The following is a 21,223-nucleotide window of genomic DNA, read 5'->3' on the forward strand; positions in this document are numbered from 1 at the left end:
CGCTACTTCGAATTCTCGGCGAGCCAGTCCTCGGCGATGGTCGCCGCCGGGAGCTCCTCCTCGACGCTGCGCACGTTCAGGGCGATGAGGTCGGCGGTGTCCATGCTCGCGCTGATGCCGTTGACGACGGCCGCCGCGTCGTCGTCGACATTGTCGCTGGCGAGCGGCACCACATTGGAGGCCAGGAAGAGGCCCTCGGGGTCCTCGAGCGTCACCAGGCCGCCCTGGGCGATGGAGGGCGAAGCGGTGTAGACGACCGCCAGCTGGATGTCCCCGTCCTCGAGCGCCTGCACGGTGAGCGGGCCGCCGCCGTCCTCGATGGGCGTGAAGCCGATATCGATGCCGTAGGCCTCCTTCATGCCGTCGGGACCGAAGGGTCGGGTCTCGGCCTCGGAGTTCGCACCCAGCACGAGCGGGTCGGTCACGTCGGCGAGGTCGCCGATCTCAGTCAGGCTCCACTCGTCGGCGAACTCCTGCGTGACCGTGTAGGAGTCCTGGTCGTTCGCCGCGGACTGGTCGAGGACCCGCAGCCCGTCGGGCACGGTCTGCTCCAGTTCGGCGTACACCTCGTCGGACAGGTTCACCGCGGCGTCGGGGTTCCAGTACTGCAGCAGCGGGCCGGTGTACTCGGGGAACAGGTCGATCTGGCCTTCCTCGATCTCCGGCAGGTACGCCTCGCGCTGCCCGATGCGGAACTGGCGGTCCACGGTGTACCCCTCCGCCTCGAGCGCCTGGGCGTAGATCTCGGCGACGATCTCGTTGGAGTAGTAGTCCTGGGAGCCGATGACGATCGTCGCTCCGTCGCCGCCATCGGATCCGGAGTCGAATGGGTCTGAACTGGAGCAGGCGGTGAGCGCGGACGTTCCCGCGAGTGCGAGGACCGCGGAGAATACGCGTCGTTTCATGAGGTCGGGCCTTTCTGAGCGGGTCGGGTGTCGGTCCGGTCGGATCTGAAGAGCCCGGCCGAACGGGCTGGGGCGGCGTGCCGGGACGCGGCGTATCGCTGCGCGGCGGCGAAGGCGAGCTCCAGCGCGAGTGCGAGGGCCGCGACCAGGAGGGCCCCGGCCAGCATCTGCGCGTAGTCGCGGGACTTCAAGCCGGAGAACAGGTATCGGCCCAGGCCGAAGTCGGCGATGTAGGCGGCCAGGGTCGCGGTCGCGACCACTTGGAGGGTCGCCGCGCGGATGCCGCCGATGACCACCGGCGAGGCGAGCGGCAGCTCCACGCCGAAGATCACCTGGCTCGGGCGCATCCCGACCGCTTTGGCCGCCGAGACGGTCGCGGCGTCGACGGCCTGGATTCCCGCGTAGGAGCCCGCCAGGATCGACGGGACCGCCAGGACGACCAACGCCACCAGCGACGCCTTGAGCCCGATGCCGAACGCCAGTCCGAACAGGGTCAGCAGGCCCAGCGTCGGGATCGCGCGGGCCGCGCCCGACAGTGCCCCGATCAGGCCCGCGCCGCGCCGCGTATGTCCGATGAGGATGCCGGCGGGCAGCGCGATCGCTCCGGCGATCCCGACCGCGGCGGCGGTGATCGCGAGGTGCTGCAGGATGCGGGTCGGGATGCCGCCGCCCCCGGACCAGTGCGCCGGGTCGCCCAGCCAGGCGAGGGCCTCCATGAACAGGTTCATCGAGTGGCCCCCAGGATCTTCGGGCGCGGGCTCCGCCGGCGTGCCCACGGCGCCAGGGCGCTCCCGGTCAGGATCAGCAGCCCGTCGAGCACCAGCGCCACGAGGATCGTCGCGACCACACCGACCATGACCTCCTCGGTGATGCCGCGCTGGAAGCCGTCGGTGAGCAGCGACCCCAGGCTGGGCACGCCGATGAGCGCACCGATCGTCACCAGGCTGACCGTGCTGACGGCGACCACCCGCACACCGGAGAGCAGCACCGGAACCGCCAGCGGCAGGTCGACGTGCCAGAACACGCCGCGCGGCGAATGGCCGACGGCGAGCGCGGCCGCGCGCACCTCGGCGTCCACCGACCCGAACGCGTCGGCGGCGGTCCGCACCAGCAGCGCGGTCCCGTACACCGTGAGGGCCGTGATCACCGTGGCCGGGGACCGCAGCGGGAAGCCGAAGACCACCGGGATGATGATGAGCAGCGGCAGCGCCGGGATCGCGTACATCAGGCTCGCCGCGCCGAGCACGAATCCGCCGACGGTCGGCCGCCGGTTCGCCAACTGTCCGATGGGGATGGCGATGAGCACGCTCAACAGGACCGCCGGGACGCTCAGGAGCAGGTGTTCCCCCGTCAATTCCAGGACGTACGGCCAGCTCAGCGCCAACCAGGTCATGAGTCCAGCACCCCTATCGGACGCCCGGTGCCGTCCACGGCGATATCGCGGCCGTCGATCCGTTCGACCGTGAGCCGGCGCTCGTCCCGGTCGGCGCCGATGAAGTCGCGCACGAAGTCGTCGGCCGGGGCGGCCAGGATCTGTGCGGGGGTGCCGCGCTGGGCGATCACGCCGTGGCGCCGGAGCACCACGACCTCGTCGCCGAGCCGCAGGGCCTCGTCGACGTCGTGGGTCACGAACACGATCGTCTTGCCCAGGTCGGCCTGGATCCGGGCGAGTTCCGCCTGGAGCTCGCGGCGCACGATCGGGTCCACCGCGCCGAACGGCTCGTCCATGAGCAGGATGTTCGGGTCGGCCGCGAGCGCGCGTGCGACGCCGACCCGTTGCTGCTGGCCGCCCGAGAGCTGGGACGGGTACCGGGTGCCCAGCGACTCGTCGAGGCCGACGCGTTCGAGCAGTTCCGCGGCCTGGATCCGGGCGCGCCGGCGCGGGGTCCTGTTGAGGACCGGGACGGTGGCGATATTGTCCAGCACGGTCCGATGCGGCAGGAGGCCTCCGTGCTGGAGGACGTAGCCGATGGACCGGCGCAGCGCCACCGCGTCACGGCCGGCGACATCGTCCCCGTCGATCAGGACCCGTCCGCCGGTGGGTTCGGCCATGCGGTTCACCATCTGGAGCAGGGTCGACTTGCCCGAACCCGACGAGCCGACCAGGACCACGGTCCGGTGCGAAGGCACCTGAAGTGAGAACTCCCTGACCGCGACGGTGCCGCCGGGGTACGTCTTCGACACCGACTCGAACTCGATCATGTCCGCTCCCGTCCGCACTCCGGACTGTCCAGACGCAGAACTCTACCGTCTGGAGGCCGACACTACGAATCGCCGCGACAGGTTCGAGTCGCTTTGCCGCCCAAGCGGTAGCGCCGAAGGGGCGCGGGCCGAGCGCTCAGCTCGATTCGATCAGCCCCCGCACGTAGGCGGCCTGGCCGACATGCTGGTGATTGTCGTTCACCACGCTCACGAGCCGCACGCCCAGGGTCACCGGCGGATCCCAGCTCGTGTCCACGATCCGGTCGAGATCCGCGGCCGAGACGGTCCCGACGTAGTCGAGACTGGCGGCGTGGACCGCGTCGTAGTAGGCCCTCAGTTCGGCCGCGGCGATCCCGCTGACCTGAGCCACCTGCTCACTGGTGTGCCCGTACCCGATGTCGACGGGCGTGAGCGGCAGTCCGAACCGCTCGTGCCACCCGTCCGCGGTCCACGTCTGCGCCCGTCCGGCGACGTCCGAGACATGGTCGTCCTGGACCCGCGCGATATGCCACACCAGCCATCCGATCGAGTTCGCGCCGGGCCCCGGCCGCGTGTCCAACTGCTCCTGGGAGAGGCCGTCCAGCACGGCGTGGACCTCCTCCCGCGTCCGCTCGAACGCATCGGCGAAGACCTCGCTGACCTGCATGGAAACCACCCGTTCGCACTCGCCGTCAAGGGTTCTCGGCCCGCCCCGACACGCCGCGGGCGGACAGGCCCATCCTCTCACCAGACCGAGCGACCGCGGCGCCGATGGGAATCTCGAACGCGAATGAGCGGCCATCATTGCGATGACCGCCCAAGTGCCCGATTCGAGTGCGCTATTCGAGGTGGAACGTCGCCGCGGCCCTGGCGGTGTCGGTCGTGGCCGCCAGCAGATTCACCATGCCATTGACGTTCTGGACGTACCGGCCCGCGGCATTCGTCGCCTCGAACGAGGCGCCCGCGGCATCGGCCCGGCCGCTGCGCCGATGGAAGCTCGCATCCGCCTTGAACAGCGACGAGCCGTCGTTTCGCTCTACCCAGACCTCGTAGTTCTTGTGCCGCAGGAAGTAGCCCGGGTAGTTCGCCGACTCCAGCGACACCGTCCCCGACCCGGCCAGGCCCGTCACGATCCGGAACTGCGAGTCGGCCAGCATCGCCGGGCTCGCGTTCGCCCTGAGCCGGAAATCGTAGTGGTTCAGGAACACCCCGGATGCCCCGTGGACCGCGAACCGGTACGGGGTCGGGCCGTCCGCCACGGGGATCCCGAAGTTCGGTGTGCCGTCAGCGTTCCAGTAGAACTTCTGGATCCTGGTGTGCCGGTTCGGGTCGTACAGCGGGTCGCCGCTGATGTCCTTGTACGGCCGCGCGTGGTAGACGATGATGTCGCTCTGGCCGTCCTCGGAGACGGTGAACGAGTTGTGGCCCGGCCCGTACTGGCTCGTGGACTCGTTGCTGCGCAGCACCGGCTGCGGGTTCTTGACCCACGACGACGCGTTGAGCAGGTTGGCGCCTTCGGAGGCGGTCAGCAGACCGACCGCGTAGTTCGCGTCCGTGGCGCTGGCCGAGAACGTCATGAAGATCCGCCCGTTCCGCTTCACGACGGCGGCGCCCTCGTTCACCTTGTGGCCGATGACCTCCCAGGAGAGGGTGGGCTTGCTGATGCGGACCGGGGTGCCGGTGATCGTCCACGGGTTCGACATCGCCGCCAGGTACAGGCTGGTCCCGCTTCCCAGTTCGGGGTCGCTCTGCGCCCAGCACAGGTAGCGGGTGCCGCCGTCCGTGAACGTGGTGGCGTCCAGGGCGAACGAGTCGCGCGGGGTGGTGATCTGGCCCTTCTCGGTCCAGGTGCCGCTCATCGGGTTGGCGCTGGCGTTCTCCAGGGCGTACATCCGGATGGCCCAGACGTCCTCGGCGCGCCCGGCGGCGAAGTAGATGTACCACTTGCCGCTGATGTAGTGGATCTCCGGTGCCCAGATGTGGTAGCTCATCGGCCCGCTGGTGTGCTTCGACCACACCGTGACTTCTTGGGCGGTCGCCAAGCCCTGCAACGTGGTCGAGCGGCGCATGACGATCCGGTCGTAGGTCGGGACGCTCGCGGTGAAGTAGTAGTAGCCGTCGGTGTGCCGCACGATGAACGGGTCGGCGCGCTGCCGGATGAGCGGGTTCGTGTAGAGAACGCCCGGTGCGGCCGAGGCCGGGGCGGCGATGCCGAAGGTGGACGCGGCGGTGACGACGGCCGCCGCGCCGGCGGTCTGGAAGAGCCGGCGGCGACTGAACGGTGAGGTACGCATGACTGCTCCTTAGGGGTACATGGGCACCGGGCGTGCCTGCACGTGCCGGGGGAGCACGGTGGCCACCAGGTGATGTTCACGTTAACAACCCGGGTCGGGCAAGTCAATACATCCACCACTACGAATGCTTCGAGCTCTTGCCCGCGATACCCCGGCGCCGGTCGCAACAGCGGCGGACCCTTCATTGGGATGCCTGGTGCGGCGCAAGCTTTGTCGGGGTGAATTCGCTGTCGGAAAGCCGACAGTCACTGTCGATCGGGTTGGAGCGAGAACCACCGTCAACCGAAGCCATCGGGAACTTGCACGAGCCCTGGCCTTCATGCCAGGTCAGTGCCGTCCTTCCTCGCGGTCGGCCTCCTCCATTTCATGGATGTCCCACACCAGCAGGCCGGTCGCTTCGCCCGCAGGCCAGACCATGGCAATCAATGGCAATTTGCCGCCTGCTGGGCGGCCCGGGGGCGTCAAGCCGAGGGTGACCGCGAATTCGGCCAGTTCCTTCGAGTCGGCGCCGGCGTCCGATCTCCTGTGCGGGTAGGCCAGCTTTTCGGGGTCATCGGTCACCGGGAAGTATTCGATCCCTTTGAATATCATCACCGCAATCCTCCCCTGGTCGCCTCGCGTCGGTTTCCGTCCGGCAGAACGGTTTCGGGGACGACGAATATCGATCCATTCTCAACCGGACTGATGCTCTTGACGGTTCAGGGTCGCGGCTGTAAGGCCTTTCATCAGCGCCCGAGCGCCGCGCGGATCTGCCCGAGCCCTTCCTTCCCGAGCCGGCGCCCGTCCGGGAGCCGGTCCTCGCGGTCCCAGCGCCACGTCGTGATCATGGCCAGCATGAGGATGCGGCACTCGTACAGCAGGTCACGGTCGACGCCCGGGTAGTGATCACCGACCGCGTCGGGGGCGTGGGCGAGATCGAACTCGACGGGCCCCCGGCAGCAGGTCTCGAAGTCGATGAACAACGGCCCGCCCTTGGTGGCGAGGAGGTTCCCCGGGTGCGGCTCGCCGTGCAGCAGGTGTTCGGCGCCGCGTCCGGTGACCGCGCTCCGCAGGTCCCGCAACGTGTCCGCGAGTAGTTCCCGGTCTGCCTCGATCAGCTCTGGCGTAAGCTCGCGGTCGGCCACGAGCTGCTGCGCCGACTCGACTCGGTCCGTGAAATGCGGCGTCGGCATCTCGACCTGCCGCATCCCGGTGTGGAGCCGCGCGAGCGCCTCGGCGTATTCGCCCGGCGGAATCTCCTGAGGCGCAACCGGTTCGTAGTAGGTCCACAAGGTGATGTCGAAGCCATCGCGCGCGTAGACCCGCGGTTCCGTTCGAGGATCGGGCGCCGCCACCGGGCACCCCGCCTCGGCAAGGCGCAGGGCGAGGTCGAGCTCGAACTCCGCGTCCCCGTGCGCCGCGGGCGCGATCCGGGCCAGGACATCGCAGGGCAGCAACCGCAGCGTGAGCTTGTTCGAGTCGTGGATCACGACCGCCTCGTCTGCTGCCAGGCCGAGCGAAGCCAAGATCGACTCGGCCGTCTTGACCGCACGCGACTTCTCTGGCTCCTGCATCGCCCCTCCTCTTCTGAAGTCTGACGCCGTACACGCTATCGGCCGCGGCACGGAACAGCCCAGCGCTTTTCGTACCGGCCGAGGTGTATTCGCAGTGCCCGGCGTGGGGGCGATCCATACTCGCCTGATCGGATTGAAGCAAGTTCTAAGGCAGCATGAGCCGCCCGTCAATGCGGCGCGGGATGCCTGCATCGCCGTCCTGAAGTTCGGCCGGGAGGACCGCCTCCGGTGCGTCCTGCCAGGTGACGGGGCGCAGGAAGCGGCGGATCGCGGTGGTGCCCACCGAGGTGTGGGCGGTATTGGTCGAAGGCCAAGGGCCGCCGTGGGTCTGGGCCCAAGAGACCAGCACGCCGGTCGGGAATCCATTGTAGAGAACTCGGCCCGCCTTGGCGCGCAGCGCCTCGGTGAGTTCGACGGCGAGGTCGTCCTCGTCGTCTTCGCAGTGCAGCGTTCCGGTCAGCGACGCGGGCAGCCGGTCCAGGGCCGAACGCAGGTCCGCCTCGCCGTCGTAGCGGGCGATGATCGCCAAGGGCCCGAAGCACTCCTCGGTATCGGCCTCGCTCAGGTCGGCGGCCCGGGCGGTCAGCAGCCGGGCCCGCATGGCGAAGCCCTCGCCCGGGACGGGGCCCCCTTCGGCGATGACCTTCACGCCCGGCCGCGAGGCCAGGCCCGATGCGATGCCGTCGTAGGCGGCGCCGATGTTCTCGCCCAGCGCCCAGGGGGCCGCGACGTCACCGGTCGCGGCGACGGCGGCAGCGACCAGTGCGTCCCCGGCCTCGCCCGCGGGGACGAATACCAGGCCCGGTTTGGTGCACAGCTGCCCGCCCGAGGCGGTGAACGACCCGACCAGGCCGGCGGCGATGGCGTCGCCGCGCGTCGCGGCGGCGGCCTCGGTGACGACGACCGGGTTGAGGCTGGAGAGCTCGCCGTAGAACGGGATCGGCTCGGGCCGAGCGTTGATGATCTCCAGCAGGGCCTTGCCGCCGCGCAGGGAGCCGGTGAAGGCGACGGCGCGGATGCGCGGGTCGGCGACCAGGTCGGCCCCGGCCTGCAGACCGGACACCAGGCTCAGAATGCCTTGGGGCGCACCGAAGGCAGCGGCGGCCCGGGCCATCAGGTCGAAGGTGAGACGGGACGTCGCCGGGTGGGACGGGTGCGCCTTGATCACCACCGGGGATCCGGCGGCCAGCGCCGAGACGGTGTCGCCGCCGGGGACGGCGAAGGCGAGGGGGAAGTTGCCGGCGCCGAACACCGCGACCGGTCCAATGGGGACGAGCATGCGCCGCAGATCGGGACCCGGCCCCATGGGCGTGGGGCCGGCGTGGTCGATGGCGGCCTCCAGGTAGGAGCCCTCGTCGAGCACGTCGGCGAAGAGTCGCGCCTGGTAGACGGTGCGGGTGAGCTCGCCGCCCAGGCGCTTTTCGCCCAGGCCGGTCTCGCGGTCGGCGACGGTGACGATCTGCTCGCGGGCGTCCTCCAGCGCGTCGCCGATCGCCCGCAGCAGGCCGGCCCGGAAGCCGCGCCCGGCCGCCTCGAAGGGTCCGGCCGCCTCGGCCGCCGCCGCGGCGATCCGGGCCACCTCGGCACTCGTGGTCGGTGCGAAGGCGACCCCGTACGGCGCCCCCGTGCGGGGGTCGATGCTGGTCTCGGCGCTCATTGCGGTCCTCTCGGTAGCGTGGTGCGGTTTGCTTGGCGGCGTTCGCGATGGCGGGCCCGGGCTCAGAGCGTGAAGCCGGCGGGGAACGGATCGGTGGGGTCGAGCAGATACTGGCCCATGCCGGTGATCCAGGCACTGCCGGTCACGGTGGGCAGCACGGCATCGACGCCTCCGACGGCGGCGGTGCCGGTGAGCCGACCGGTGAAGCGGGTGCCGAGGAACGACTCGTTGACGAAGTCCTCTTGGAGGCCGAGCTCGCCGCGCGCGTGCAGCTGGGCCATGCGGGCGGAAGTGCCGGTGCCGCAGGGGGAGCGGTCGAACCAGCCGGGGTGGATCACCATGGCATTGCGCGAATCGGAGCCGTCGGATCCCGGCGCGGTGAACTGCACGTGCTTGCAGTCGTCGATACCGGGCAGCTCCGGATGGACCGGGGGCCGCTGTTCATTGATGGCATCCATTATGGCCAGACCGGCGGCGAGGATCTCGTCCTTGTTGGACCGGTCGAAGTCGATGCCGATCCGGGCCAGCGGCAGGATCGCGTAGAAGTTGCCGCCGTAGGCCATGTCGTAGGTGACCTCGCCGAGACCTCGAACCTCCACGGCCGCATCGAGTTCGGCCGCGAAGGACTGCACATTGGCGATCGTGACGGCGGTGGCGCGGCCGTCGGCCACCGCCACCTCGGCCACGACCAGTCCGGCCGGGGTGTCCAGGCGCACCTCGGTGACCGGCTCGCTGACCTCCACCATCCCGGTTTCGACCAGGACGGTCGCCACCCCGATGGTGCCGTGGCCGCACATGGGAAGGCACCCCGACACCTCGATGTAGAGCACCCCCCAGTCGGCGTCGGGACGGGTGGGCGGCTGGAGGATCGCGCCGCTCATCGCCGAGTGGCCCCGCGGTTCGTTCACTAGAAACTCGCGGATGTGGTCGAGTTCGGCGATGAAGTATTCGCGCCGCTCGGCCATCGTGGCGCCGGGGATGGGCCCGATGCCGCCGGTGACGACCCGGGTGGGCATGCCCTCGGTGTGCGAGTCGACCGCCGTGAAGTACCTGGACGCCCGCACCTCACGCCCCCAGCGGGTTCGCGGCCAGATAGTCCATGGCCTTGCGCATGTCGGCGTCCAGCGCCCCCAGCTGCTTGCCGTTCATGGGCCCGCGCGGGGGGCGGCAGGGCCCGCCGAAGCGGCCCACCAGGTCCATGCCGTGCTTGATGGCCTGCACGAACTCGGTGCGCGAGTCCCAGCGGAACGCCGCGACGAGCGGCTCGTACAGCGCGCGCGCCTCGGCCAGGCGCCCCTCCAGGGCCAGGTCGTACAGGTGCACCGACTCGGCCGGGAACACGTTGGGGAAGCCCGCGAACCAGCCGCGCGCGCCCATGAGCAGGGCCTCCAGGGCGACGTCGTCGGCTCCGGCCACGATGTTCAGCTCCGGGGCGGACTCGGCGATCTCCAGCACGCGCCGCACGTCGCCGGAGAACTCCTTGACGGCCACCACATTGTCGATCTGCGCGATCTCGGCCAGCAGCGCCGGAGTCAGGTCCACTTTGGTGTCGATCGGGTTGTTGTAGACCATGACCGGCAGGCCCACGGCCGCCACCTGCTCGAAGTGGTGGATCACCTCGGAGTCATTGGCGCGGAACATCGTCGGCGGCAGGCACAGGACGCCGTCGGCGCCGTCCTCGGCCGCGTACTCGGCCCACTCGCGGGCCTGGTGGGCGCCCGGACCGTGCACGCCGACGACGACCACGCCGTCATCGCCGACCGTCTCGATCGCCGTCTGCGCGACCTTGCGGCGCTCGACATTGCTCAGCGAGGAGTACTCCCCGAGGGACCCGTTGGGGCCCACGCCCCGGCAGCCATTGTCGATCACCCAGCGGCAATGCTCCGCGAAACGGTCGTAGTCGACGCGGAGCCCGGCCGGGGCAGCCTCATTCTCGGCGTAGGGCAGGGCGGTCGCCACGATGACGCCGTCGAGTTTCTCCTGGGTCATACCTTCACTCCTGGTTCGATCTCTGGGGTGGCTTCGGGATCCGCACCGGCCAGCTCGCACAGCCGCAGCGGGACGGCCATGGGGCGCCCCGCAAAGGCGGCGGGATCGTCGATTCCTGACAGTTCGGCGACGTTCGCGCCGCACACCCGGCCCTGGCACAGGCCGAGCCCGGCCCGGCTGACCAGCTTCAGCGAGCGCGAACCGGTGGCGTCGCGGTCATTGCGGGCGCCGCGCAGGGCGGCGTAGTCGACCTCTTCGCAGCGGCACACCAGCGTGTCGTCGCGCAGCCAGGTCCGCCAGCCCGGACGGACCGGGTACGCCTCGCCCAGCGCGGCGGCGAAGCGGCGACCGGAACGGATGCGGCGCATCGCCTGCAACGGCGGGCGCACCTCGGCGCCGACGTGGCGGGCCGCCGCCGCACCGGCCACAGCGCCCTCCGCCGCCGACAATGTCGCCCCGCCGATGCCGGTCAGCTCGCCAGCCGCGAACACGCCCGGCACCGAAGTCGCCTGGGCCGCATCGACAACGACGAAGCCGTCGCGCAGCTCGCAGCGGGCCGACACGGCCAGTTCGAGTTGCGGGGTGAACCCGAAGCCGACCGCGACGGCGTCGACCTCCATGGTCTTCTCGCTGCCGGGCAAGGGACTCCAGTCCGCATCCAAGCGAGCGGTCGTGACCGCCTCGACGCGGTCGGCCCCGTGCGCTTCGATCACGGCCCGCCTGGCGCGGTAGGGAATGCGATGGCGGACCAGCGTAGCCGCGTAGGCGGCCAGCTCCCCGGCCTTGCCGGCACCGGCCAGCGCCCCGAACGGATTCGACAGCCAACCCCGAACGGCCGCATTGGCTTCAAGGATCGCAACCACCTCAGCGCCCACCCCGACCAGCGAGGAGGCCACCGGCAGCAGGAACGGGCCGGTCCCGGCCACCAGCACCCGGCTTCCCACGGCCACGCCCTGACCCTTCGCGAGCGCCTGCGCCGCGCCGGCGGTGAACACGCCCGGCAGGTCCCAGCCGGGGAACGGCAGCGCCCGGTCGTAGGCGCCGGTCGCCAAGACCAGCGCCGCGGCGTCGATGGAGGTTCCGGTGCGATCCGGCGAATCGGCCGGCCCCGTGCGGACATGCGCCCGGTGCCCGCCGTCGATCGGCTCGATCGCCCACACCACCGACTCGCGAAGGTGTTGCACGCCAGCGGGAAGCGCGAACCGCTCGTCCCCGGTGCGGGCGTCCTGGCGGTGGTACTGGCCGCCGAGCTTCGGCGCCGCATCGATCAACGTCACGTCCGCACCGGTGTCGGCGGCGGCTCGGGTGGCGGCCAGGCCCGCGGGCCCGGCGCCGATCACGACAATGCTGCTCACGACAGTGCGGCTCATGAGGGCAGCTCCGCCCCGTGCTGCGTGCGGATCTCGTCGTCCGGTTCGACCCGGCGCTGGCAGGCCCGCACGTCCGGCACGCCGTTCACCACCACCAGGCAGTCGAAGCAGACGCCGATGCCGCAGAACACGCCGCGCGGACGCCCGCCCCGGCGGGTCGACCGCCACGAGTTGCGCCCCGCGGCCAGCAGGACGCCCGCCACGGTCTGGCCCTCCTCGGCCTCGCAGACCTCGCCGTCGACTCGCACCCTCACGCGGCGACCTCCTCGATCACTGCCGGACGATCCACCCGGAACGGGCTCGCATCCACGGCGGTTTCCTTCTCGGCGTAGAGATCGGCGATCATGCGGCCGGTCGCGGCGGCCAGGCCGATCCCGGCGCCCTCGTGTCCGGTCGCGTGCCACAGCCCCGGCACGCGCGGGTCGGCTCCGATGATCGGCAGGTGGTCCGGGGCGTAGGGGCGGAAGCCGCCGTAGGCCCGCATGACCGGGACGCGGGCCAGGATCGGGAAGAGCCGCTGCGCCTTTCGCGCCAACTCGGCCAGCACCCGGACCTCGAACCGCTCCTCGAAACCGACGCGCTGCCGGCTCGATCCGATCAGGATGGTCCCGGTGCCGGTGGACTCGACGACGGTCGAGGTCTGGAGGTCGGCGTCGCCGCTGGCCACGGCGCCCACATAGTCGGCGTCATAGACCTTGTGCCGCACCGTGTACGGCAGCGGGGCGGTCACCAGGACCATGCCCCGGCGCGGCAGCACCGCGATCGGGGCGCCCGCGTCGGCGGCGAAGGCCCCGGCCCAGGGGCCGCAGGCATTGACGACGGCGGCGCAGGCGATCGCGCCCCGGTCGGTGAGCACCGCCTTGAACGCCCCGCCCGCGTCCGCCTCGATCCCGATGGCGCGGACGCCGGAGCGGACCTCGCCGCCGCGGGCGCGCACGGCGGCCAGCAGCGCGGTCGCGGCCAGCACCGGTTGCAGCTGGGCGTCCTCGGGGTAGTGGACGGCGGCGGTGATCGCCTTGGTCAGGTGGGGTTCGAGCGCGCCCGCCTCGGCGGCGGTGACGGGGTCGGCCCTGACGCCGGCGGCGCGCTGGGCGCCGGCGAAGTCCCGGAGCGGGGCGGCGGACTCGTCGCCGGTGGCGACCACCAGGCCGCCCTTGGGTTCCCATTCGGCATCGGCCAGTTCGGGTCCGAGCTCTTCGGCGAGGGCGGCGAGCAGTTCCGGCCAGAGCTTCCGGGAGGCCTGGGCCAGTTCGAGTTCGGGGCCCGGCGCCTTGTCCGAGACGAGGACGTTGCCCTCGCCGGCGGCGGTGGTGCCGCTCGCCGGGGCGCCGCGATCGAGCACGGTCACCCGCGCCCCGGCCGCGCTGAGCGCCTCCGCGCAGGCGGCGCCGATGACTCCGGCGCCGATCACGACGATGTCCGGGGAAACCACAAACTCACCTCCGTTCATTTAACTGAACGATGTGAGACTAACCCCCGCCCGGCGGCGCCGTCAAGGCCGCGGCGGCGGCCCCTCGGGGTGCACCGCGTGCGAGGCGCCGTGCGAGCCCAGTCCCGCATCGGCCGGGTACTCCAGCATGAGCACCGATGTCACCGGCCCCTCCACCGTCTCATAGATGTGGGGCTCCGAGGCCGGGAAGCAGACGTAATCGCCCGGCCCCAGCTCGTATGGGGAGTCGGGTGGACCGACCCTGAGCAGCCCGGACGTCACCGTCACGTGCTCGCGCCCGGGGTGGCCGTCGGAGTGCTGGACTTGGCCGGGCCGCACCCGCTGATCGTAGATCTCCAGCACCGTGTCGGTGATGTCCATGCGGCGCAGCATTCGCAGATCGACCGCGTTGCTGCGCAACACCTCGAGGTTCGCGCTGCGCACCAGGACCGCGCCGGAGTCGTCCGGCTCGGCCAGCAGCGAGGACACCGGCACCCCCAGTGCGTTCGACAAACTGAACACCGTGCCGATGGTGGGGTTGCCGTTCCCGGACTCCAGCTGCGACAGCGTGCCCTTGGCGATGTCCGAGCGCCGGGCCAGCTCCGACAGCGACAGTTTCGCGCGCTGCCGCAGCGCGCGCAGATTCGCGCCGAGTGCCCGTCCCGCCTGTTCCTGAGACACCGATCCTCCTAGGTTGTTCGACGTCAAGTTACCCGCTCACCGGACCCGGACCCCGGCGCGGCGGGGACACGGGAGCGAATGCGGGTCTCACGCTCGTCCGAAAAGGTTCCGAAACTTCCGGGAATCGGTTGGACGAACGTCGACCATGAGTTGCAGACCGGGCCGACCGTATCTCCCGAAGTGTGTCCGATAACCAGGACTTGAGTCCGCTCCAGGCACTTCTGCAACGGCGATAAAGTACCGGAACATTTCCGGAATTTCTTGACATGTACCAGCGATCGGGACATACTGAACCCGTCCATTGGCATCGATAGATGTCTATTCCTATTGGCCGGCCGCGAGGCCGGCCCTCAATGGAGGAAGCATGCGCAAGGCCATGCACGACAAGGACGGGATCCCTGAGGTGCACACGCCTCGTCCCCTGATCCGCCGCAGGAGTCTCCTGCTCGGCGGCGCCGGCGCGCTGGCGCTGGGGACGTCCGCAGTGGTGGCGTCCGGCACCGCCAGCGCCCAGGAAACGATCACCACAAACCAGGAGGGCACGCACGACGGGTTCTACTACTCGTTCTGGACCGATACCCAAGGGAGCGTGTCGATGACGATGGGCCCGGGCGGGAACTACTCGACCCAGTGGGGCGGCACGAACAACTTCGTCTGCGGCAAGGGCTGGAGCAACGGCAGCGCCCGGGTCGTGAACTACGAAGGCACCGTCGACCACGGCAGCAACGGATACCTGGCACTCTACGGCTGGACCGCGAACCCGCTGGTGGAGTACTACATCGTCGAGTCCCACGGCCCCTACAACCCCAGCACCGGCGCCGAGAACCGCGGCTCGCTCGAGGCCGACGGCACGTACACCCTCCTCCACTCGATGCGGTACAACGCCCCGTCGGTGGAGGGCACTGCGACCTTCCCGCAGTACTGGAGCGTCCGGCAGAACCATCGGAGCAGCGGCACCATCGACACCGGTGCGCACTTCGACGCCTGGGCCCAGGCCGGCATGAACCTCGGCTCGTTCAACTACTACATGATCATGGCGACCGAGGGTTACCAGTCGAGCGGCAGCTCGAACATCACGGTGAGCTGATCCCGGTGCCCAGGCCCGTCCTCCGAGCGCCGGGCGAGGGGGACGGGCACTGACCGGGCGCTCAGCCGTTCGGGGTGATGACCGCGCGGCCGGTGATCGCTCCCGCGTGCAGGCGTTCGTAGGCCAGCGGTGCATCGTCCAGTGAGTACGGTTCGACATGGACCTCGACCGCGTCGTTCCGAGCCAGTTCGAAGACCTCGATGAGTTCGTCCCTGGAGCCCCAGTACGGGGCCTTCACCGACACCTCGAACGGCATGGCGCCGAAGCCGACCGGTAGGGTGCCGCCGCCGATGCCGACGATGGTCACGTCCGCGTCGACTCCGGCGCAGTCGCCGGCGGTGGCCGTGGTGGGCGGTGCCCCCACGAAGTCGAAGACCGCCTGGGCGCCGAGGCCGCCGGTGATGGCCTTGACCTTCCCGGCCGCCTGCTCGTCGGAGATGACGGTCTCGTGGGCGCCGACGCGGCGGGCCAGTTCGAGCTTCTGCTCGGTGACGTCGAGGGCGATCACCTTCGCCGCCGTCATGGCCCGCAGCAACTGGATCGCGACGTGCCCGAGGCCGCCGGTGCCGATGACGACCGCGGTCGAGCCCGGCAGCAGTTTCGGCAGTGAGCGCTTGACGGCGTGGTACGGCGTGAGCCCGGCGTCGGTGAGTGGGACGGTGCGGACCGGGTCGAGGTCCCCGAGCGGCACGAGGTGGCGGGCGTCGTCGACGATCATGTACTCGGCGATGGCGCCGGGCGCGCCCAGACCGGGCGGGCTGATGCCCAGCTCGGCGGCGTGCAGGCAGTAGTTCTCCTCGCCCGCGGCGCATTTGATGCAGCGCCCGCAGCCCCACGGGCCGTAGACGGCGACCGATTCGCCGAGCGCAACACCGCGGACGCCGGCGCCGAGTGCGGCCACGATACCGGCGCCTTCGTGGCCGAGGGTGAGCGGCAGACGGTACGGGAAGTTCTCGACGGGCCAGGACATGACGGCGATGTCGGAGTGGCAGACCCCGGCGGCGGTGACCTTGAGCAGGACCTCGCCCGGCCCCGGTTCGGGCGTTGGGATCTCGACGACCTCAGGGGCCGAGCCGACCTTCCGGTATTGCAGGGCTCGCATCGGGTGCCTCCGTCCGCTGAACGTTCGGTGCGGTGGGGCCCGACGCGCGCGCCGCGGTCCCCGGCCGGGTTGACCGTATCAACGATCGGGGCCGCCAACAGGGGATTCACTCACGTCCCCGGCGTTCTGGCCACTGCTCAGGCCTCGCGCGCTCCCGCGTAGTTCTCCAGGTATTCGAGTTGCTCCGCATTGAGGCTCGGCCGCACCCGCTCCATCGCCTGTTCCACGTGCGACGCCGTCACCACCGAGGCCTCGAGCGATTCCCGCATCGCCGTCAAGGCCGCCTCGCGGACCAGGGCCGAGCAGTCGGCCGCCGAGTACAGCCACAGCTCGTCCGCGATGGCGTTCAGGTCGACGTCGTCGGCGAAGGGCACGTTCTTCGCGTTGGCGCGCAAGATGTCCGCGCGGCCGTTCGCGTCCGGCGGCGGGACGTAGACCAGCCGCTCCAGGCGGCCCGGGCGCAGCAGCGCCGGGTCGATCATGTCGGGACGGTTGGTCGCTCCCACGACCACCACGTCCCGCAGCGACTCCGCGCCGTCCAATTCGGTCAGCAGCGCCGCCACCACCCGGTCGGCGGTGCCGCCGTCGGTGCCGCCGCCCCGCACCGGGGCCAGCGCGTCCAACTCGTCGAAGAACATCAGCGTCGGCGAGGCCTGCCGGGCCCGGCGGAACAGCTCCCGCACGTTCTTCTCCGACTCGCCCACCCACTTGTTGAGCAGTTCGGATCCCTTGACGCTCAACACGTTCGCGTGGCCCTCGCCCGCGACGGCGCGCACGATGTACGTCTTGCCGCACCCGGGCGGGCCGTACAGCAGGATGCCGCGCGGCGCCTCGATCCCCAAGCGCGTGAACGCGTCCGGGTACGTCAGCGGCCACAGCACCGTCTCGGTGAGCGTCTGCTTCAGGTCCGCCATGCCGCCGACGTCGGCCAGCGTCAGCCCGCCCAGCTCCACCGAGTCACCGGCCATACTGGAGGGACGAACCGATTCCAGCGCCGAATCGAAGTCCGTGGGCTGCAAAGCGGTCGCCCCACCGTCCTTGGCGCGGATCGCCGCCCGAACCCCGGCCTCGCGCACCATGATGGCCAGGTCCGAGGCGACATAGCCGGGGGCGCGCTGCGCGACCGACTCGAGCTTGACGTCCTCGGCGACCTTCATGCCGCGCGTGAAGTACAGCAGCAGCTCCCGCCGGGCGTCGGCGTCGGGCATCGGCACCACGACCTCGTGCTCCAGCCGTCCCCGCAGCCCCGTGTCGAGGTCCTCGATCCTGGCGGTCGTGCACACGACGGCGTGCCCGTCCTCCAGGACCTCCTCGACAAGTTTGGCGAACATGGTCCCCAGCGGCGTCTGCTTGTCGGCCGGAGCCAGAGCCTCGGCCCCGGTCACCAGCAGCACGCCGGGGGTCGGCAGCGCCGCCACCGCCGCACGCAGCCGCTCGGCCGCCGCGTTCGCCTCGATCGCGGCCAGGTCGGGACCGGCGACCTCACTGACCCCGGCGCCGACCGCGGCGGCCACCGAGCGCACCACGGTGGCCTTGCCGGCCCCCGCCGGGCCCGTCACGAGCACCCCGAGGGCCATGTCCGTACCCACGACCTTCAGCACCTCGCGGTGGTTGAAGCCCAGGTCGAGCAGTTCGCGCAGCTCCTCGGCGGGAATGTGCGCCCCGGCCAGCTCCTCGAAGGGGATCGGGGCGATGCCGGGCGCGGCCTCGATCTGGCGCGGCCGCTCCTGGCTTGGCCGTTCCTGGCTCGGTCGCTCCCGGATGTGCTCCCGGGACTCGGCGCGCGGCCGGAACGCGGCGGCGTCGCCGGTCGAGGTACCCGGGTAGGACGCCGGCAGCGGGACGGAGGCACGGGGCAGGTTCGCGACCCGCCCGTCGGCCAAGGAAATGTCGATCGAGGCGGGCGCGTCCTGCTCCCACCGCACGATCGTGTCGGTCGTGATCATCGCCGCGTGAACGGGGGACGACTCGACCACGTTGAGCACCATGGTCGTCCAGCCCATACCGAGGGTGTTGTTGAGCGTCCGCCGGGTCGCCGAGACGATCTCCCGCTGCCCGTCACCGAGCTCGATCGGCAGCAGCGACACATCGTCGCCCTCGCCGACGACCTTGCTCAGCAGCGCCAGCCGCAGCGTGTCGGGATCGACCACCGCCACCACCGACGCCGGGCCCGCCAGCACCACACGGTCGGCCGCGGCCAGCGAGGCGGGCTCGATCCGCACCGGGTCGCCGTCGCGCGCACCGATATTGCCCAAGGTCAGATCGTCGGCGTAGAGCGCCCGCCGGGACGCGTACCGGTCCCCGGCCAGCGCGATGGCCGTCGTCGAGCGGCCCGCGGCGAGCTCGACCGGGTCGCCCGGCTGCAGCCCGAGCGCGGTGAGCACCTCGGTGTGGAGCCGCACGATGCCGCGCCGGGCGTCGAGTCCGGCACGGGCACGGGTGGCGGTCAATGTGATGGACGCAGATTCGGTCACACCGCTCAGCCTATTACGGTCTGGCCCGGTGCGGCGAATCGTGGCCGCGCGATAAACCTGACAGCGCTAGTCTTCGGCGGCGGCTTCGAGGTCCATGCGGTAGACGGTGCGCCCGTCCTCCATGAGCGCGGCCACGGTGGCGCCGTCGGCGACGAACTCGCGCCACCGCTCGCCCAGCCAGGATTCGGCGTCGCCCTGGCTGCCCAGGTCGGAGTCGGGAGTTTCGAGGATATTGCCGTCACCGTCTTCGATCTGCCACGTCCAAGTCATGGCGTAACCCTACGCGATCGGGACCTACCAGTCGAACGAGTCGCGGGCCGGGGCCGTCGCCGGGGTGCGCTCGACCTCGGGGCCCTCATACAGCTGCGGGTGACGTTTCACGATGGCCGCGAACGCCAGGATCACCCACAGCGGCAACAGGATCAGCCACGTCCACGCCGGACTGAACGGGATCGCCGGAATGATCCACACGCCCCGGTCGATCGAGTCGACCAAGGCGAGGGCCCCGATGAGCGAGGTGGCCGCGCCCAAGGCGCGGAGCCCGGCGCTCGACCACGACCGCCCGGCCAGGAGCCACCCGACGCCCCACAACCCGATCGCCAGGGCCTCGTAGTCGGCCCGCCCCGACCAGGTCGCCAGCACCATCAGCAGTGCGCCGGCGGCGGTCGCCATGGCGGAGAAGGACATCGCCCCGCCCGGTGGCGGAGCGGGGGAGCGGGCGGCGGCGAACCAGCCGGCGCCGGTGAGGAACAGCAGCGAGGCCGCGAACAGCACACCCACCTGGAATTCGAGCCGCTCGGTCTGGCGGGCGCCGAACCAGTCGCAGGAGTCGGGGACGATGCCGCCGGCCAGCCCGCCCGGGCCGCAGTGCCAGGTCTTGAACGTCCGCATCGGATCGCCCACGACCCGGTCCGATCCGGCGTCGGCGCAGTCGGGCATCGCGGCGGGCGCGGTGTGCAGCGCGGTCGGTTCGGTGAAGCAGTTCGCCTCGCCCGCCCCGTCCCACCACAGGTCGTGGCGGTTGCGGGCGCGCTGGCCGTCGTCTCGGATCCCGAGGGTGTTGTCCTCGAACCGGTTGCCCATGGCGGGTTCGGCGAGCGGGGACCAGACGGCGATGGCGTAGGAGCGCTGGCCCCAGATGTGGTTGCCCCAGAAGTAGTTGCCGCGGCCGCCGGCGATGGCGACGCCGACGCCGGCGGGCGCGGCGAGGTCGGCGCACAGGACGCCGCCGGAGCTGGAACTGGAGTCGGAACCAGGGCCAGGCTCGGTCAGCTCGGGGGTGCAGGCGTCGGAGCCGGGTTCGGCGCGATGGTCGGCATTGTTGTCGTAGATCGCATTGCCGGTGGCCTCCAGGGCGGTGCTGCCGTTGGACCCGGCGACGAGGAGGCCGGTGACATTGCCGTGCAGCCGGTTCCCGGTGACGGTGAGGTCGACGTCGCCGTTCACGCGCATCCCGACGCGGTTCCCACTGGATTCGCATCCCTCCACAGCGCCCACTGCGGCTTGGAGGGCGATGCCGACATTGCCATTGTCCTCGGCGCGGCAGTCCCGCACATCCACGCCGTCGCCATGGACGGCGAAGCCGTTGACGCCATTGCCGGTCGCCGCGACGCCGTCCACGACCGTGCCCCGCGCCCCCGAGACAACCAGCCCGTCCTCCGCGCCTCCGCTGAGCGTGAAGCCGGTGAGGTACACCTGATCCGGACTGCTCACCTCCATGACGGAGCCGACGCCCGACCCGGCGGCGATCTGCACGTCCTCGGGCCCGTCGCCGAGCCCTTCGATCTGGAGACCGGGGGTGGTGTGGTCGACGGCGATGGTCTGATCGGCGGAGTAATGCCCCGGCAGTACGAGGATGCGCCAGGCCCCTTCCTCCACGGCCGCAATGGCTTCGCCGAGACTCGCGTGACCGTCGGACGGGCATTCGTCCTCCCACAGCCGCTCGTTGACGATGCGCTGGTTGTACTCCACGCCCTCGTTGCGCTCGGCGAAGTCCTCGGCGCTGGAGGGGCACACGAGCAGGTAGCCGCCGGTCTCCCGGTACTCCGGCAGCGCCGTCTCCTCCCGCGCGACCACCGGATCCGACAGCGGCGGGCCCTCGAGGAAGGGGAGGGCGAGGAACGCGAAACCGGCCACACCCAGGGCGGCCACCAGGACCGTCAGGGTGCCGATGGCAACCGGCCGAACGGGTTTGCGGGGCTGCGGGGGCATAAGGCGAGGGTAACCCGATCGTGCCCACACGGACTCGATCGGAATCGGAAGACAGTTGCCATCCCCCGGCGCCGTTCGGTGCGGTCTTCAAGCATCGGCGATGAAGAGGTGGCACCGTGCCCGGGTGGAATGGCCGTGGCCCGCGCCGTTCGGGTTGGGCTTCAATCAGGCAGCGACGGAAGGGTGTGGAGGGTGCCCGCGCAACGCGCCCGACCGCGGGTGGCATTGCCGTCGAGTTTTGTCGGTCTCCGGGGGCATCTTTGAGACCGGGGGGTGCCGATCCGCGACAC

Annotated in this window: 20 protein-coding genes; 1 reads left to right on the forward strand and 19 read right to left on the reverse strand. The window is 70.8% G+C overall.

The annotated features are described in order from the left end of the window. Positions 1 to 2: 2 nt before the first annotated feature. From FAB82_RS09605 to FAB82_RS09675, 15 genes are all read right to left on the reverse strand, one after another. A complete protein-coding gene (locus FAB82_RS09605) occupies positions 3 to 905 on the reverse strand; it encodes an ABC transporter substrate-binding protein (RefSeq protein WP_136534326.1) in 903 nt (300 codons plus the stop codon). Then, positions 902 to 1,633: an ABC transporter permease gene (locus FAB82_RS09610; RefSeq protein WP_136534327.1), complete on the reverse strand. Its 732-nt coding sequence runs from the start codon at positions 1,631 to 1,633 to the stop codon at positions 902 to 904. Before FAB82_RS09610 ends, FAB82_RS09605 begins: the two co-directional genes overlap by 4 nt. Beyond that, positions 1,630 to 2,298 carry an ABC transporter permease gene (locus FAB82_RS09615; protein ID WP_136534328.1) on the reverse strand — a complete coding sequence of 223 codons (669 nt, stop codon included), beginning with the start codon at positions 2,296 to 2,298 and terminating at the stop codon, positions 1,630 to 1,632. Before FAB82_RS09615 ends, FAB82_RS09610 begins: the two co-directional genes overlap by 4 nt. Beyond that, positions 2,295 to 3,107: an ABC transporter ATP-binding protein gene (locus FAB82_RS09620; protein WP_136534329.1), complete on the reverse strand. Its 813-nt coding sequence runs from the start codon at positions 3,105 to 3,107 to the stop codon at positions 2,295 to 2,297. Before FAB82_RS09620 ends, FAB82_RS09615 begins: the two co-directional genes overlap by 4 nt. A 136-nt stretch (positions 3,108 to 3,243) precedes the next feature. Further along, positions 3,244 to 3,753 carry a mycothiol transferase gene (locus FAB82_RS09625; protein WP_136534330.1) on the reverse strand — a complete coding sequence of 170 codons (510 nt, stop codon included), beginning with the start codon at positions 3,751 to 3,753 and terminating at the stop codon, positions 3,244 to 3,246. 172 nt (positions 3,754 to 3,925) lie between these two features. Beyond that, the gene (locus tag FAB82_RS09630; RefSeq protein ID WP_136534331.1) at positions 3,926 to 5,380 is read right to left on the reverse strand and encodes a family 43 glycosylhydrolase; all 1,455 of its coding nucleotides are present in this window, start codon (positions 5,378 to 5,380) and stop codon (positions 3,926 to 3,928) included. 327 nt (positions 5,381 to 5,707) lie between these two features. Next, positions 5,708 to 5,941 carry a hypothetical protein gene (locus FAB82_RS09635; protein ID WP_136534332.1) on the reverse strand — a complete coding sequence of 78 codons (234 nt, stop codon included), beginning with the start codon at positions 5,939 to 5,941 and terminating at the stop codon, positions 5,708 to 5,710. 164 nt (positions 5,942 to 6,105) lie between these two features. After that, the gene (locus FAB82_RS09640; protein WP_136534333.1) at positions 6,106 to 6,933 is read right to left on the reverse strand and encodes a phosphotransferase enzyme family protein; all 828 of its coding nucleotides are present in this window, start codon (positions 6,931 to 6,933) and stop codon (positions 6,106 to 6,108) included. A 145-nt stretch (positions 6,934 to 7,078) separates the two neighbouring features. Further along, the gene (locus tag FAB82_RS09645; protein ID WP_136534334.1) at positions 7,079 to 8,590 is read right to left on the reverse strand and encodes an aldehyde dehydrogenase (NADP(+)); all 1,512 of its coding nucleotides are present in this window, start codon (positions 8,588 to 8,590) and stop codon (positions 7,079 to 7,081) included. A gap of 62 nt (positions 8,591 to 8,652) precedes the next feature. Further along, entirely contained in the window at positions 8,653 to 9,654 is a 1,002-nt protein-coding gene (locus tag FAB82_RS09650) for a proline racemase family protein (RefSeq protein ID WP_136534335.1), read from the reverse strand. A 1-nt stretch (position 9,655) separates the two neighbouring features. Beyond that, positions 9,656 to 10,579, reverse strand: a complete 924-nt coding sequence (locus FAB82_RS09655) for a dihydrodipicolinate synthase family protein (RefSeq protein WP_136534336.1) — start codon at positions 10,577 to 10,579, stop codon at positions 9,656 to 9,658. Continuing rightward, positions 10,576 to 11,949, reverse strand: a complete 1,374-nt coding sequence (locus FAB82_RS09660; protein WP_136534337.1) for an FAD-dependent oxidoreductase — start codon at positions 11,947 to 11,949, stop codon at positions 10,576 to 10,578. Before FAB82_RS09660 ends, FAB82_RS09655 begins: the two co-directional genes overlap by 4 nt. Continuing rightward, on the reverse strand, positions 11,946 to 12,203 hold the full coding sequence (locus FAB82_RS09665) for a (2Fe-2S)-binding protein (RefSeq protein WP_136534338.1): 258 nt from the start codon (positions 12,201 to 12,203) through the stop codon (positions 11,946 to 11,948). The genes FAB82_RS09660 and FAB82_RS09665 overlap by 4 nt, the downstream gene beginning before the upstream one ends. Next, positions 12,200 to 13,381 (reverse strand): NAD(P)/FAD-dependent oxidoreductase, encoded by a 1,182-nt coding sequence (locus tag FAB82_RS09670; protein WP_211116485.1) that lies wholly within the window; start codon positions 13,379 to 13,381, stop codon positions 12,200 to 12,202. The genes FAB82_RS09665 and FAB82_RS09670 overlap by 4 nt, the downstream gene beginning before the upstream one ends. 60 nt (positions 13,382 to 13,441) lie before the next feature. Next, positions 13,442 to 14,059, reverse strand: coding sequence for a helix-turn-helix domain-containing protein (locus tag FAB82_RS09675; protein WP_136534340.1), 618 nt, complete (start codon positions 14,057 to 14,059; stop codon positions 13,442 to 13,444). Between the two features lie 364 nt (positions 14,060 to 14,423). Here FAB82_RS09675 and FAB82_RS09680 point away from each other — a divergent pair, with 364 nt between their 5' ends. After that, complete coding sequence (locus FAB82_RS09680; protein ID WP_211116486.1) at positions 14,424 to 15,146, forward strand: glycoside hydrolase family 11 protein; 723 nt, start codon at positions 14,424 to 14,426, stop codon at positions 15,144 to 15,146. Positions 15,147 to 15,207: 61 nt separating this feature from the next. Here the strand turns inward: FAB82_RS09680 and FAB82_RS09685 are convergent, their stop codons facing one another. The 4 genes from FAB82_RS09685 to FAB82_RS09700 form a co-directional block, all read right to left on the reverse strand. After that, complete coding sequence (locus tag FAB82_RS09685) at positions 15,208 to 16,248, reverse strand: NAD(P)-dependent alcohol dehydrogenase (protein ID WP_136534341.1); 1,041 nt, start codon at positions 16,246 to 16,248, stop codon at positions 15,208 to 15,210. Positions 16,249 to 16,385: 137 nt separating this feature from the next. Beyond that, complete coding sequence (locus FAB82_RS09690) at positions 16,386 to 18,722, reverse strand: AAA family ATPase (RefSeq protein ID WP_211116487.1); 2,337 nt, start codon at positions 18,720 to 18,722, stop codon at positions 16,386 to 16,388. A 66-nt stretch (positions 18,723 to 18,788) separates the two neighbouring features. Further along, complete coding sequence (locus tag FAB82_RS09695) at positions 18,789 to 18,992, reverse strand: hypothetical protein (RefSeq protein WP_136534342.1); 204 nt, start codon at positions 18,990 to 18,992, stop codon at positions 18,789 to 18,791. Positions 18,993 to 19,016: 24 nt separating this feature from the next. Beyond that, complete coding sequence (locus tag FAB82_RS09700) at positions 19,017 to 20,933, reverse strand: right-handed parallel beta-helix repeat-containing protein (RefSeq protein ID WP_136534343.1); 1,917 nt, start codon at positions 20,931 to 20,933, stop codon at positions 19,017 to 19,019. Positions 20,934 to 21,223: the final 290 nt, after the last annotated feature.

The sequence above is a fragment of the Glycomyces buryatensis genome (assembly GCF_004912275.1).
Lineage (GTDB): Bacteria > Actinomycetota > Actinomycetes > Mycobacteriales > Micromonosporaceae > Glycomyces > Glycomyces buryatensis.

What these genes read in the sequence shown, in the direction of transcription:
- FAB82_RS09620 (WP_136534329.1), bottom strand. Translation starts at nt 3,107, where the DNA reads ATGATCGAGTTCGAGTCGGTGTCGAAGACGTACCCCGGCGGCACCGTC.
- FAB82_RS09655 (WP_136534336.1), bottom strand. Translation starts at nt 10,579, where the DNA reads ATGACCCAGGAGAAACTCGACGGCGTCATCGTGGCGACCGCCCTGCCC.
- FAB82_RS09615 (WP_136534328.1), bottom strand. Translation starts at nt 2,298, where the DNA reads ATGACCTGGTTGGCGCTGAGCTGGCCGTACGTCCTGGAATTGACGGGG.
- FAB82_RS09700 (WP_136534343.1), bottom strand. Translation starts at nt 20,933, where the DNA reads ATGCCCCCGCAGCCCCGCAAACCCGTTCGGCCGGTTGCCATCGGCACC.
- FAB82_RS09695 (WP_136534342.1), bottom strand. Translation starts at nt 18,992, where the DNA reads ATGACTTGGACGTGGCAGATCGAAGACGGTGACGGCAATATCCTCGAA.
- FAB82_RS09610 (WP_136534327.1), bottom strand. Translation starts at nt 1,633, where the DNA reads ATGAACCTGTTCATGGAGGCCCTCGCCTGGCTGGGCGACCCGGCGCAC.
- FAB82_RS09605 (WP_136534326.1), bottom strand. Translation starts at nt 905, where the DNA reads ATGAAACGACGCGTATTCTCCGCGGTCCTCGCACTCGCGGGAACGTCC.
- FAB82_RS09630 (WP_136534331.1), bottom strand. Translation starts at nt 5,380, where the DNA reads ATGCGTACCTCACCGTTCAGTCGCCGCCGGCTCTTCCAGACCGCCGGC.
- FAB82_RS09640 (WP_136534333.1), bottom strand. Translation starts at nt 6,933, where the DNA reads ATGCAGGAGCCAGAGAAGTCGCGTGCGGTCAAGACGGCCGAGTCGATC.
- FAB82_RS09685 (WP_136534341.1), bottom strand. Translation starts at nt 16,248, where the DNA reads ATGCGAGCCCTGCAATACCGGAAGGTCGGCTCGGCCCCTGAGGTCGTC.
- FAB82_RS09660 (WP_136534337.1), bottom strand. Translation starts at nt 11,949, where the DNA reads ATGAGCCGCACTGTCGTGAGCAGCATTGTCGTGATCGGCGCCGGGCCC.
- FAB82_RS09645 (WP_136534334.1), bottom strand. Translation starts at nt 8,590, where the DNA reads ATGAGCGCCGAGACCAGCATCGACCCCCGCACGGGGGCGCCGTACGGG.
- FAB82_RS09680 (WP_211116486.1), top strand. Translation starts at nt 14,424, where the DNA reads ATGCGCAAGGCCATGCACGACAAGGACGGGATCCCTGAGGTGCACACG.
- FAB82_RS09625 (WP_136534330.1), bottom strand. Translation starts at nt 3,753, where the DNA reads ATGCAGGTCAGCGAGGTCTTCGCCGATGCGTTCGAGCGGACGCGGGAG.